10 protein-coding genes are annotated in these 13,288 nt (G+C 47.0%); 4 read left to right on the top strand and 6 right to left on the bottom strand.

Annotated features, from left to right (window positions below; all coding sequences use genetic code 11):
* Window positions 1–156 precede the first annotated feature (156 nt).
* Complete coding sequence (locus GO755_RS14965) at window positions 157–978, top strand: helix-turn-helix domain-containing protein (RefSeq protein ID WP_157585986.1); 822 nt, start codon at window positions 157–159, stop codon at window positions 976–978.
* The gene (locus tag GO755_RS14960; RefSeq protein ID WP_157585985.1) at window positions 975–1,820 is read left to right on the top strand and encodes a helix-turn-helix transcriptional regulator; all 846 of its coding nucleotides are present in this window, start codon (window positions 975–977) and stop codon (window positions 1,818–1,820) included. Before GO755_RS14965 ends, GO755_RS14960 begins: the two co-directional genes overlap by 4 nt.
* A 70-nt stretch (window positions 1,821–1,890) precedes the next feature.
* On the opposite strand, the gene GO755_RS14955 is transcribed toward GO755_RS14960, so the two are convergent.
* From GO755_RS14955 to GO755_RS14945, 3 genes are all read right to left on the bottom strand, one after another.
* Window positions 1,891–4,176, bottom strand: coding sequence for an NADP-dependent malic enzyme (locus tag GO755_RS14955; protein ID WP_157585984.1), 2,286 nt, complete (start codon window positions 4,174–4,176; stop codon window positions 1,891–1,893).
* Between the two features lie 147 nt (window positions 4,177–4,323).
* Complete coding sequence (locus tag GO755_RS14950; RefSeq protein ID WP_157585983.1) at window positions 4,324–4,551, bottom strand: hypothetical protein; 228 nt, start codon at window positions 4,549–4,551, stop codon at window positions 4,324–4,326.
* Between the two features lie 65 nt (window positions 4,552–4,616).
* Window positions 4,617–4,793 (bottom strand): hypothetical protein, encoded by a 177-nt coding sequence (locus tag GO755_RS14945; protein ID WP_157585982.1) that lies wholly within the window; start codon window positions 4,791–4,793, stop codon window positions 4,617–4,619.
* A 312-nt stretch (window positions 4,794–5,105) separates the two neighbouring features.
* Between GO755_RS14945 and GO755_RS14940 the strand changes: the two genes are divergently transcribed.
* Entirely contained in the window at window positions 5,106–7,925 is a 2,820-nt protein-coding gene (locus GO755_RS14940; protein WP_157585981.1) for a substrate-binding domain-containing protein, read from the top strand.
* Window positions 7,926–7,949: 24 nt separating this feature from the next.
* Here GO755_RS14940 and GO755_RS14935 read toward each other — a convergent pair whose 3' ends face one another.
* The 3 genes from GO755_RS14935 to fabF all read right to left on the bottom strand — a co-directional run bounded on the left by GO755_RS14935 (window position 7,950) and on the right by fabF (window position 12,456).
* The gene (locus tag GO755_RS14935) at window positions 7,950–8,837 is read right to left on the bottom strand and encodes an alpha/beta hydrolase (protein WP_157585980.1); all 888 of its coding nucleotides are present in this window, start codon (window positions 8,835–8,837) and stop codon (window positions 7,950–7,952) included.
* 184 nt (window positions 8,838–9,021) lie between these two features.
* Window positions 9,022–11,064: an alpha/beta hydrolase domain-containing protein gene (locus GO755_RS14930; protein WP_157585979.1), complete on the bottom strand. Its 2,043-nt coding sequence runs from the start codon at window positions 11,062–11,064 to the stop codon at window positions 9,022–9,024.
* Between the two features lie 147 nt (window positions 11,065–11,211).
* Window positions 11,212–12,456 (bottom strand): beta-ketoacyl-ACP synthase II, encoded by a 1,245-nt coding sequence (fabF, locus tag GO755_RS14925; protein WP_157585978.1) that lies wholly within the window; start codon window positions 12,454–12,456, stop codon window positions 11,212–11,214.
* Window positions 12,457–12,579: 123 nt separating this feature from the next.
* Between fabF and GO755_RS14920 the strand changes: the two genes are divergently transcribed.
* Window positions 12,580–13,182 carry a TetR/AcrR family transcriptional regulator gene (locus GO755_RS14920; RefSeq protein WP_157585977.1) on the top strand — a complete coding sequence of 201 codons (603 nt, stop codon included), beginning with the start codon at window positions 12,580–12,582 and terminating at the stop codon, window positions 13,180–13,182.
* The last annotated feature ends 106 nt before the right edge of the window (window positions 13,183–13,288 follow it).

The following is a 13,288-nucleotide window of genomic DNA, read 5'->3' as shown; positions in this document are numbered from 1 at the left end:
CTTAATCAAGAACCGTTGGGTATTGTGTTGCATTAATAGAAAAATGAGAAAGGTGTGGATAGAAATTTATGATTGATGGAGGTAGCTGCGCTGACACTATAGGATTTTCTTCTTTTTACAAAGGAACGCATCATGTTGCCATGCATTCAATACTGAATGATCAGTATTTTTGTCACCAATTCACACCTAACCTATAGGAGTATGTATGATGATAACTACGATTTTTCCTCCATCAGAAAAATATGGCACTCTGATTTGCTCAAACCGAACATCGCGGAAATTGAAACGCTAATTCAGGCCAATCCCTTGCTACATGAAACGTTACTGCTTCAGGGAACTGCATTGGCAATAGTAGATATCAGTACGTTCCAGTATCTAGGTATTTGGGGAGATCTGGAAAACTTACTGGGCTGGAGTAAAGACGACTATTTTGATGGAGGAATTGCGTTTTATTTGTCGACGTTTCTGCCTGCCGACCAACAGGGGTTTGTCCTTATTTCGAAATATATTACGGATTATGTTGGTACGATCAGTCAATCGGAGCTTCAACAAATGCGAATGCTGTATGACTACAAACTCACCCACAAAGACGGTCATCAGGTACGAATAATTCAAGAAAACATCACCTTAAAAGCCGATGCCGAAGGCCGAATAATTTACTCGCTGGCATTGGTGTCCGATATCTCTCATCTTAATAAAGAGGGTACACAGCATTTCTGCTTTTTAAATGGAGCTGAGAAACGGTTGTATGTTATTGATAACGAAACCAACCAATGCACACAGCTCGACATGCTTAGTAAGCGAGAGGTGCAAATTGCCCAGTTACTGAGTCAGAACCTGACCAGCGAACAAATTGCCGAGCAGTTGTTTATTAGCGTCCATACGGTCAATACGCACCGACAGAAAATGATTCGGAAGATGGGCATGACCGATACCACAGACCTGTTAAACTTCCTGAAAGTATACCGGCTGATTTGAGTCATGAGCTAGCTTATTTAAAATACATTGTCCTTTATCCACAGTTTAATCCGATTCCAGTGGGTGTCTTTAATCAAACTCCGTTTAGTTTCTCCTCTTACCAGAAGGCTTGGAATTCAGGTATTGAGTTTGCTGATGTCGGCGAAATCAGCGACATGCTCGAGCATAACCCTTTGTTAAACCAGATGCTACTGATGCAAGGGGCTGCTTTGGCCGTAAAAGATGTTAGCAGTATGCAGTATCCATTAATTTTAGGTGATGTCGAAAACGTATGTGGCTGGCCCAAAGAGCTATTTTTTAACGAAGGAGTAGAAGCCTATATCGCTAAAATTCCGCTCGCCGATCAACCGGGCCTTGAAGAAATGACGAAGTCGATCAACGCTTATGTAGCTGCGCTGCCTCCCGAGAAAATAAAATCGTTTCGCGCTATTTTTGATTATCGCATGATTCGTAAAGATGGGCGTGTTGCTCGAATATGCCAGGAAAGCATCGTCCTCAAAACAGATCAACAGGGCAATATCCTGTTCTTTCTGGCATTAGTATCCGATATCTCTCACGTGAAACGCATTGACAAACAGCACCTTCATCTTACGGACGGAACCGAGCATTTACTTTTCGAAGTCGATGACACTAACCAGTGCAGCCCCCTCGATCTCTTAAGCAAACGCGAAGTGGAAATCCTGAAGCTGCTAAATCAGAGCCTGACGAGTGATCAAATTGCTGAAAAACTATTCATTAGCGTCCACACGGTCAATACGCATCGGCAGAAAATGATTCGGAAGATGGGTATGGCCGATACGACAGACTTGTTAAACTTCCTGAAAGTATACCGGCTGCTGTAATATACATTCTCTCTATATGCCGCGAGCCGCACTAGTGCGGCTCGCGGCATATAGAGAGAATGAGAATAGGTTAACTCACGCCCTGTGCTTCGACTACGGCAATGGCCACCATGTTGACGATCTCGCGTTCTGATGAGCCAAGCTGTAGCACGTGCACGGGTTTCCGCAAACCAAGTAGAATCGGACCAATGGCATCGAACCCCACCGATCGCGGACCAGCAGCCTCACGCATAAGGTTATACGCAATGTTGGCCGCCGATAAATTGGGGAAAATGAGCGTGTTAGCACCTTCATCGACCAGTTTACTCAGGGGGTAATTCTGGCGAAGTAAATCCGTATTGAACGCTAAGTGCGCCTGCATAGAGCCGTCTATTACCATATCGGGGTGTTTTTGCTGGAGAATCTCCGTCGCCTGCTGCATTTTATCGGCGTCTTCCCCCTTGGCACTACCAAAGTTGGAATAGGTGACCAGGGCAATTCGAGGTTTGATATTGAACCGTTCGACGGCACGGGCAGTCAGCTCGGTAATCTCCACAATCTCCTCGGCAGTGGGATTCACATTGACGGTTGTGTCGGAGAAAAATAGGGGACCACGGTTGGTGAGCAGAATGTACATACCCGCTACTTTCTGTACTCCCGATTCTTTACCGATAATCTGTAAGGCGGGCCGAATCGTATCGGGGTAATTATGAGAAAGTCCCGAAATCAAGGCATCGGCCTGGCCCGTTTCAACCATCATCGCGCCGAAGTAGGTGCGCGAGTACATGCGCTTACGGGCATCAGTGGCGCTTACTCCTTTGCGGTACCGCTTTTGATAGAATAATTCGCCAAACTGCTCAATCAATGCCTGCTGCTCAGGGGCATGTGGATCAATAATGACAATTTCACCCAAATCCAGATTATTTTGAGAAATCATAGCCTGAATTCGGCCTTTTTCTCCCAGTAAAATTGGATAGGCAATGCCGGCGTCTTTTACCTGTTGGGCGGCCTTGAGTACTTTCAAATTTTCGGCATCGGCAAAAACGACCCGCTTGGGATTGGTGCGGGCTTTGTTATTGATGACACGCGAAATACGTGTATCCTGACCTAACCGCCGGGCTAATTGACTTTCGTAAGCGTCCCAATCAGTAATGGGATACTTGGCTACTCCCGATTCCATTGCGGCTTTTGCTACGGCAGGTGCAACGGTTTCGAGCAAGCGGGGATCAACAGGTTTGGGGATAATATAGCCCTTTCCAAACATCAGATTATCCGTTCCGTAAGCCATGTTGACCAAATCAGGAACGGGCTTTTTAGCCATGTCGGCCAAGGCGTGAACAGCCGCCAGTTTCATCGCTTCGTTGATTTCGGTAGCTCGTACATCGAGCGCACCTCGAAAAATGTAAGGGAAACCCAATACATTGTTCACCTGATTCGGGTAATCTGACCGACCCGTTGCCATAATGATGTCAGGACGAGCCGCCAGCGCATCCTCATAGCTGATTTCGGGGGTGGGGTTAGCCATGGCAAATACAATCGGGTTGTCCGCCATCGAACGGACCATATCCTGACTTACCGTGTTGCCCTTCGACAAACCAACAAATACGTCGGCGCCCACGAAGGCTTCTTCGAGTGTATGCAGATCGCGGGAAGTGGCAAACAGGATTTTCCGCTCGTCAAGGTCAGTACGGTCAGCACGAATTACGCCTTTGCTATCGCACATAACAATGTTATCGACATTCGCACCGAGTGATACGTACAACTTAGTACAGGAAATAGCTGACGCCCCCGCACCATTGACCAGAATTTTCACTTCCTGAATGCTTTTGCCGACGATTTCAAGGGCATTCAGCAGCGCAGCCGCCGAAATAATGGCCGTACCATGCTGGTCGTCGTGCATGATGGGAATGTTCAAGTCCGCCTTGAGTCGTTCCTCAATTTCAAAGCATTCCGGTGCTTTGATGTCTTCCAGATTAACCCCCCCAAAGGTGGGTTCCAGAATCTTCACCATCCGGACAAACTCATCGACGTTTTTGGTATCCAGTTCAATATCGAATACGTCGATATCGGCGTAAATCTTGAACAATAGCCCTTTGCCTTCCATAACGGGCTTGCTGGCTTCGGGACCAATATCGCCCAGGCCCAGCACAGCGGTTCCGTTGCTGATAACGGCTACTAAATTGCCTTTCGCTGTGTATTTATAAACGTCTTCGCGGTTTTCGTAGATGGCCATACAAGGCTCTGCTACGCCCGGCGAATAGGCCAACGAAAGGTCGGCCTGGGTACTGTGATCTTTCGTGGGAATGACTTCAAGTTTACCGGGACGGCCTTTGGCGTGATACTCAAGAGCATCTTCACGACGTATCTTTTGTTGCATAAATTCGTGTTAGAATTATCTTTTTTTGTTGGCAATTTAGGGAGAGTTCCTTAATTACCACAGAGATAATTCCATCACGAACTTATTTTTTAGGCAAACCAGCTACCATTTACGGTTTGCAATTCCTGATTTTATGATCAATCAATTTTAGCTAACTAGCTCATTATTGGCCTGTAGCTGACGGTACCGATTGATTCCCACCAACGATTTTTTGCTATGAGCGGCTACAGTTCCAGCCGCTTGATTAGCTTTTACATCCGTCAGGGTATCGATAGCTTTCTCGGTGGACGTTAGGGCGATCAGTGTGGCAACTTCTGTATTCAGGTGTTCTAACTTTTGTTGTAAGCTAATAAGTTGTTTTTCTAAGGCAGTCATGGTGATACTTTTAATATGTTTAAACGTGTCCGGGCAGATTTACCCAGAACAGCAGGATTGATAACTTAGTAAATGCGGGAGCGGATATTACCTCCAAATGGGCTCGAAAGTCGAGTTAAGCTTTCGAATGCCAGTGCATTCCGGTCAATAAAGCCAAGGATAAATAAACGAGAAAAAGTACAAATACTGATCCACGTCGCCTGTGCTTTATTTTCATGTTTCAGCGCGTGTGAGAATTTCATAATTTTATTAATTTGTTAATAATCAACTTGAAAAGAAATTGCTATGAGCTTATCCTTCTCATCTATATAACATAATTGTTGACCAGAATAGTTTAGTTTTATTGGTATAGTACAAAAAGTGCATTCGATTTTTCATTGAAAAGTCAAATTATGCAAGTGATTCCTCGGGAAATAACATGGTTTTTGTTACTCTATTGGGGTAAATCTTCTGCTTTGTGTCAGTAGCGTAACGAAAATCTTACTTTTTAGGCTTTATGTTTAAATTCTTATATATTGTCTTTGGACAATACCTCTTTTGAGCCAACTATCCTCATGAATGCTTTTTTTCGTTGGCTAATAACCATTCGTTTACCGGTAGAGAACGAGTATATTTCTATTATAAAGAGAACCGGTTTTCTCTTTGTTTTTCTGATCGGATTATTGCTGATCGGCTGTCAGACGTCTCCTCAAACGAAGACGTACCGAATTGGCTTTTCTCAGCGAACTGAAACCGACAGTTGGCGCAAAACCATGCTGGCGGATATGAATCGGGAGTTATCGTTTTACTCCGACATTGATTTCCTGGTAAAAGATGCTGGTGGCCAAAGTGATAAGCAGGTTGAACAAATTCAGGAGCTTATCAATCAGCGGGTCGATCTGTTGATTGTATCGCCGAATGCGGCCCGACCTATTACGCCCGTCGTTGAGAAAGCCTACCAGCAAGGCATTCCGGTTATTATCCTCGATCGACGCACAGCCTCCGACCAGTATATGGCTTATGTGGGTGCCGACAACGTTGAGGTTGGTCGAACCGCCGGAGCTTATGCCAATACGATCCTGAAGGGGGCCGGTAACGTCGTAGAAATAGGCGAGTCGCCCGGTTCATCGGCCGATATTGACCGGCATCGCGGTTTTGTTGAAGCGATTAACCGCCATCCAGGCATTCGACTGGTGAAAAAGTTGGCAGGGGATTGGGATAAGCGTTCGTTTGCAGGAGAACTGACTCAGGTGCTCAAAGCCCAGCCAGTTATTCAACTTATTTTCGCACAAAATGATCGTACAGCGCTGAAAGCGCACGCAGTATGTCAGCAGCTAGGTCTTGAAAAACGGGTAAAGATTATCGGAGTTGACGGATTACCGGGCAAAAATGAAGGCATTGACCTCGTAGAGCGAGGCATTCTGGAAGCTACGGTGCTCTATCCTACGGGTGGAAAAGAGGCTATTCGGACGGCTCTGGCTATCCTGCACAAGCAAGCGTTCAAACGCGAAAATCGATTACCCACCACGCTCGTCGATTCGTCGAATGTGCGGATTATGAAGCTCCAGAACAATAAAATAATGGAGCAACAGGCTGATATTGAGAAACAAATCCACCGGATTGGCGAGTTGAATCAGATCTATATATACCAGAAAAATACCCTCTATTTTACCCTTGGCAGCCTGATTGTAGCCATTTTACTAGGCGGATGGGCTTTGTATTTGTTTCGGACAAAACAGGGAGCTTATCAATTGCTTGAAAAACAGAATGGGGAGATTCGGGAGCAAAAAGATGAAATTGAACGAGTATCGCAGCAAGCTCGGCTGGCTACGGAAGAAAAACTGCGATTTTACTCGTACATCTCGCACGAATTCAATACGCCCCTGAATTTGATTCTGACACCAACCGAAGATTTGCTGAGCAAAAAGAATGTTAGCCCATACGAACTTCGAAACAACCTGTCGTTAGTGCAGAAAAATGCCTATCGACTGCTGCGCCTGGTCGACCAGATGCTGGATCTTCGCAAATCGGACGCGGGGAAACAACGGTTGCGAACGTCAGAACAAGACATCGTTGCGTTTGTGCGTGATATTGTTCAGGACTTTCGGCGAAAGGCTGAAAAACAGCGAATTGATTTACAGTTGCTGACAAGTCTGTCGACTCAATCGCTCTGGTTCGATGCGGAGAAACTTGATAAGGTCCTATTCAATCTGTTGTCGAATGCGTTTAAATACACGCCGAGAGGAGGTCTGATTCACGTTCAGCTGGATTGCCTTGATAATCAGTTATGCATCCAAGTTCAGGATAACGGACAAGGCATGACTCCCGACGAACAGGCCCACGCGTTTGATTTATTTTATAGTGGCACCAAGTCGTTTAATCTGGCCAAAGGCGTAGGGCTGGCATTGTCGATGGAGTTTATTCAACTTCATCGGGGTAGCATCCGCGTACAGTCAACGAAGGACAAAGGAACCACATTTACGATTTTGCTGCCGTTGGGAAATCAACACCTGACAGCGGAAGAAATGGCTGGTGTAACTAGCCGGAATACCTTATTCCAGGATCATCTACTAGCGGAGATAGCTGATGAAGTAGAGCCTGCAAAATCCAGTTCGTTAGCCGCTAAACGGGCTGGGACACTGCTGATTATTGAAGATAATGATGATCTTCGAACCTTTCTGGCAGCTAGTCTGGGCAGTCAGTACGAGATCGTCGCTGAAAGTACCGGCGAGCAGGGATGGGAACGGGCACTGGAAATTATTCCTGACCTGATTATTAGCGATGTTATGCTGTCGGGACAATCCTCCGATGCAATGGATGGGTTGGCGTTGACGCAGCGAATAAAAACCGATTTACGAACATCGCACATTCCAGTGGTGCTGCTGACAGCCAATGGACAACTGGAAAGCCGGATTGAAGGAACCCGCGCCGGTGCTGACGTTTATCTAACCAAGCCTTTCAATACGACGCATCTGCTGGAAACACTTCGTACCACGCTGGCGAACCGGCAGAAATGGCAACAGCGCTTCGCATCTGATTTCTCCCCGCAGCCAGGTAATCGGGAGGAGAAAAAATTCCTGAACGAGCTAACCGCACTGATTGAGCAGAACTTAACTGATCCGGCCTTTGGCGTCGAAAAATTAAGCCGCGAGATGGGACTTTCGCGCGTACAGTTGTATCGAAAAGTACAGGCTCTGCTGGCAATGAACGTAATGGATTATCTAACCGAAATCCGGTTGAAACGTGCCAAATACCTGCTTAAGGAGACGACCAAACCTATCGCAGAAATTGCAGACGAAACAGGCTTTAATTCAGCGGCTTACTTCACGACGTTCTTTAAACAGCATACGAAGAAAACGCCATCAGAATACCGGAAATCGCCTGTAGGAGCGTGATGTGGGTACAACAAACCCCCAATGTTACTTCTTCGATTGGCTGGCTACTGGTTCTAACAAATTAGTGTCTCGCATCCAGTCGGCCATGCGCTGGGGCCAGGTGTGGATCGAATTTAATTTAGAGCGATCTCCCATATTAAATCCATGTTTACCCTGGGTATAAATATGCGTTTCCACCGGAACATTAGCTGCCCTATAACGCTGAAGTAGATTGACAACGGGCCCTGAACAGCACACGTCATCATTGGCTGCCAGCATGAACGCGGGTGGCGCATCGGCAGGAACGGTTTCTGGAATGCCCAGCGGACCCGGATAAATCAGCATTTGAAAATTGGGTTTTCCATCCAGACGGTCGATCGGATCAGGCGCGTTGGGTGATCCTTTTCCCGATGCATAGGCTACCATGGCAACTACTTCGCCACCGGCCGAGAAACCCAGCATACCCAACCGATTGGGGTCGATACCGTACTCACCAGCCTTACTGCGAACCAGCCGCATGGCACGATAAGCGTCTTCCTGCGGGTGCTTATCCAACGAATAAGGCGAGTTGGCTTCCCGGCTCAGGCGATACTTCAGTACAAAGGCAGCCACGCCAATACTATTCAAAAACTGCGCTGGCTGAATTCCTTCTGCATTAAAGACAAGCTCTCGATGCCCACCACCCGGACAAATGAGTACGGCAGCACCCGTGGCCTTCTCTTTGGGGGGTAGATAAACCGTGATGGATGGGTTGTGGATATTGCGTACCCAGTAATCTTTTGCCTGTTCAGGCTCGTTTCGCCGATTCTCAAATCCAGGAGCGCCATTGGGCCAAAGCGGAACGACTACGGGCGTTGACTGGGCCAGTAACAGGTTGGGAAGGAGTACTACTATGCCTATAAGCAGCGATAAAAAAGAATATAAGTATTTCATGTAATTTGTTTTTAGCCCACTGCTTTAGCTGTGGGTAAAGGCGAAAATTGATGAATTCGGTGGGGCAATCGTTTCAACGATTTTACGGATAAACCGTTTCAACGGTTGCCAATAAACGCACCTTTTAATTGATTCCCACAGCTAAAGCGGTGGGCTGAAAACTTCTTTGGAAATAATACTGCGATTACTTCAACACATTACTGGCTTCGGCGTTTTTTATATAGTCCTGAGCATCTTCGGGAAGCAGCAATCGTTGTTGTACTAACTTGTTGACTGAATTTGTAACAGCCTGGACATAGCCATCATGCGTTTGATAGCGTTCCTCTAGCGATAGTCGGGGATCGTTGGTTGCTACCCGTTCGGCTTTGGTTGTTTTAAATGGTATATATTGACCGGCCCCCTCGCAGCCTTCGTTTTCTCCAAAGCCAGCACCACGTAACGCCCAGCCGGTGGTGGTGGCTGTTGGAACCGCTACGTTCGGTAAACGAATGCCAGCCACTTCATTGCCATCGTTATCAACTCTGGAAACAAAATTCACGTAAACCGGCCGGTCGGCGAGGGTGGGAGGATAGTTTGTCAGGATTCCCTGGCTATAGGAAGTTCCAAAATCAAGTTGGTAGCGTGTGGTGATAAGTCCTGTATAAGTAACTCCAGGAATGGATGGCCAGCCCAGAGCAGATTGTGGAACTATGCCCGTTTGAGAACCAGCTTTAGGCATAGCGACAACGGCAGTTTTATCGGCCTGTCGGGGTACTGCACTTTTGGGTGGTTCGATACCCTTTGTAACCCAGTTATCCAGCGCAATAAAGAGCGCACGCAGGAGTGGATCTGCATTCGTTGGGTTCTGAAGTTGCTGACACATGCCGCGCGATGCTGCATTGCCTGTACCGTGTTGGGCACCAGATACAAGGAAGAAATGGACATTTTCGGGATCGGGTAGGTCGTTCCCTTTCGGGTCTGTATGCAGGAGCGAAGCCGCTTTTACCCAATACTCATTCGCAGAATTCACCTCGAATACCTTAGGACAGGTGTTACTGGCCGAACAGGCTGCAATGCGACCTGCTGTTTTTCCGGTAAGCGGATCAGTCAGGATCGGATAGGCAAATGGAAAACTGGATTCTGGATATAGATGATTCTGTCGATTGCGCTCTGTGCGTGACGGTTGAGCAAACCGAACATTCAGGCCGATACCGCTGCCACCACCCAGCCAGTTTTCAATGCCATCGAGAACTCGCTTGCCTTTTTCGTCGGCATTGAAACCAAGTGTCTGAAAATCATTCAGGTAGCGCGCTGGTTGCGAGACAGAAAAGGAGAATGTAAACTGAATAGCATTGGCCAATGGGTTCGGATTGCCAACGTCATCGGCGGTAGCATAGCGTAGGAACGAAACGAAATCGCGGGTAGCGGCCAGTCCAATTCCGGCAACCATTGGATCGCGGGCTGTATAGCTGAACTCATAAATAGCACTCTTCCGAAAGGGCGTTCCGGCGGGGAGCAACCGAATCGTACGCTCATTCACGTATTCCCAGCCATCAGCTGCAATAACCATAGGCGAATCCTGAAGATGATCACGTACCGTGAGCGTTGCCTGGGCTTTCGTTACGACTGCGGCAGGGTAGGCGAGGGTATGACTCACTGACCCTGCATTGTCGTACACAATGTATTCATAAGATGGACCGGTAATGGGCGAGCCATCTTTGTTTTTGGCTATGGGCAGATTGATCGTCAGGTTATTATTGGCCGCAGCTGCCGATGGGTCCCAGCCATTCCAGGCAATTGTATACCCTTGGCTCATCAGAAAACCGTCACCGACTTGAGCGGCAGTGGTAGGATCATTGCCACCACTACTCTTGTTAAAGCCACCAAAGAGTTTGCCTCCCCGATTATTGACCTCCAGAAAGAGTTTATGATTTCCTTTATTCAGGTCGATGGGCTTGAGGATATAGATGTCCATTGCATACTCAACCATTCCCTTTGCATTGCGGGGAGCCAGCCGGATATCGGTGATGAGCGCGTTTTGTGGATTGGTCGGATCAAGTTCGCCATAAGCCTTTCCACGAAGTTTTTCATAAGCACCAATCTGCCCAAAAACCTTCCCATCAAACGTTGGTGATTTCGTACTGGTAATCTCAATTCGGACGATACGGGCCTGGGTTATTGAGCCCGTAAAGAGAGCCAACAGGCAAACAATAACGCAGGTGAGTAGAACAGATTTCGACCTATTCATGAGGAAGGTTTCGTTTTAGTAAAAAAACGTTTCCTGGTCTTACCTACTCTCTCGGAGAGACTTACCTTGTTGTTTTTGTTCCTTTGTTCTCGCTTGGCTTTGCCAAGCGAGAACAAAGGGGCGCATAAATGAAAGTAGCCTGATTCGCTACACCTTCTGAAAAATAACCGTGCCATTGTGGCCTCCGAAACCAAACGTATTACTCATCGTCGTCCTGACATCGGCAGGGATAGTTTCCTGTAAAACAATGGATAAGTTTTTAGGAATTGCCGGGTCGAGTTCGGTGGTGTTGATCGTGGGGGGAATGACGTTGTCACGCATGGATAGCAGGCAAATGATCGCTTCAATGGCGCCGGCGGCTCCCAGCAAATGACCTGTTATCGACTTGGTTGCACTGATCTGTAGTTTTGTTTTCCCGGTCCCGGTAAGCTTTGCAACGGCCTTTATTTCAGATAAATCACCGACCGACGTTGATGTAGCGTGCGTATTCAGGTAGTCGACATCGGCAATGGTCAGCCCAGCTTCTTCCAGCGCAAGCTGCATGGCTTTAGCGGCTCCTAAGCCTTCCGGGTGCGTAGCAGTCATGTGATAGGCATCGGCAGTCATGGCCGCCCCTGTAATTTCGCCGTAAATAGTTGCTCCCCGTTTTACGGCATGTTCGTACTCTTCCAACACCAATGCACCAGCTCCTTCGGCCATTACGAACCCATCCCGATGAACATCAAAAGGGCGCGAAGCCGTAGCTGGGTCATCATTGCGGGTCGACATGGCCTTCAATGCACTGAATCCGCCAAACGAAGCTGGTGTAATGGGTGCTTCGGAGCCGCCGGTTATAATTATTTTAGCCTTTCCCAGTCGGATGTAGGTGAATGCGTCCATGATGGCAGTGTTCGACGTAGCACAGGCCGAAACCGTCGTGTAGTTAATGCCCATGTAGCCATTTCGGATCGAAATCATGCCTGATGCCATATTGACAATGAGTTTGGGCACGAAGAACGGGCTAAAACGAGGCTGGCCATTGCCCTGCACATACTCGGTTACCTGTTGTTCAAATGTTTCCATGCCACCCTGCCCAGATCCCCAGATGACGCCTACATCGAAAGGGTCCATCTGAGCCAAATCAAAACCCGAATCCTTAATGGCCTGATCGGAAGCAATCAAGGCGTATTGCGTAAACGGATCAGTTCGTTTGATGTCGGAGTGACTTAAATAGGACGAAGCATTGTAATTTTTGAGTTCGGAGGCAAATTGCGTCCTGAACAAAGACGCATCAAAGTGGGTAATTGTGGCAGCCCCACTTCGCCCGGCTACTATATTCTCCCAGAACGTCGGAATGTCATTGCCCACAGGGGTCAATGCACCAATGCCAGTAATAACAACTCGGTGTAACATTGTAGTTGATGCTAAAATAAGTAACTGATCCAATCAGTATTCCAACTAGAGCCAATTACGGATCAGTGCGAAAAAATGCAGGCAAAGGTACTAAATAAAAATACTAATTGGTATATTTGTAGTATGAAAAATGATTTGTCGAAAGCAGAGCGAACCCGCCAGTTTATTATTGAAACAACGGCTGGTATTTTCAATACAAAAGGCTATGCTGGAACGTCCTTATCTGACCTAACCGAGGCCACTGGGTTGACCAAGGGGAGCATTTATGGGAATTTTGAGAGTAAAGAAGAAGTAGCCCTGGCCTGTTTTGATTATAATCTTTTGAAAATTAACCGGGCAGTTCAACAACGGCTTGATCAGGAGACTTCGTTCCACAAGAAGCTGCTCGTTTACGTACAGATTTACCATAGTTTTACCGGAAGCCCGTTTCCAGAAGGTGGCTGCCCAATTTTAAATACGGCTATTGACGCCGATGATACGAATAACCTGCTGAAAGATAAAGCTGCTAAAGCGATCCTGGCCTGGAAGAAACGACTGATTGATTTGCTTCGAGGAGGTATAGCCGCTGGTGAATTTAAAACAGACGTAGCGCCTGAACAAACGGCCCTCTCGATGATCGCCCTGATTGAAGGCGGGATTATGATTGCTAAAGTAACCAACGACCCAACCAGTCTGGTTAAAATTCTGAAGACGGTGGAATTGCTGATTACGCAAATAAAAACCTAAAAATTTTGAACTAAAAAATACTGATCGGTATTTTATTGGCAACTGGTTTGTATGCGAACTAATCCCTGAATCGGATTCTGCAAACCGTTATCAACTCATTTATACG

It is taken from the genome of Spirosoma arboris (assembly GCF_009754945.1).
GTDB classification, from domain to species: Bacteria; Bacteroidota; Bacteroidia; order Cytophagales; family Spirosomataceae; genus Spirosoma; species Spirosoma arboris.
The sequence above is the reverse complement of the archived record's forward strand: the minus strand, read 5'-3'. Positions and strand labels throughout refer to the sequence as shown.

Coding starts and splice junctions, on each gene's coding strand:
- GO755_RS14965 (WP_157585986.1), top strand. CDS start 157: ATGATCAGTATTTTTGTCACCAATTCACACCTAACCTATAGGAGTATG.
- GO755_RS14955 (WP_157585984.1), bottom strand. CDS start 4,176: ATGCAACAAAAGATACGTCGTGAAGATGCTCTTGAGTATCACGCCAAA.
- GO755_RS14950 (WP_157585983.1), bottom strand. CDS start 4,551: ATGACTGCCTTAGAAAAACAACTTATTAGCTTACAACAAAAGTTAGAA.
- GO755_RS14945 (WP_157585982.1), bottom strand. CDS start 4,793: ATGAAATTCTCACACGCGCTGAAACATGAAAATAAAGCACAGGCGACG.
- GO755_RS14940 (WP_157585981.1), top strand. CDS start 5,106: ATGAATGCTTTTTTTCGTTGGCTAATAACCATTCGTTTACCGGTAGAG.
- GO755_RS14935 (WP_157585980.1), bottom strand. CDS start 8,837: ATGAAATACTTATATTCTTTTTTATCGCTGCTTATAGGCATAGTAGTA.
- GO755_RS14930 (WP_157585979.1), bottom strand. CDS start 11,064: ATGAATAGGTCGAAATCTGTTCTACTCACCTGCGTTATTGTTTGCCTG.
- fabF (WP_157585978.1), bottom strand. CDS start 12,456: ATGTTACACCGAGTTGTTATTACTGGCATTGGTGCATTGACCCCTGTG.
- GO755_RS14920 (WP_157585977.1), top strand. CDS start 12,580: ATGAAAAATGATTTGTCGAAAGCAGAGCGAACCCGCCAGTTTATTATT.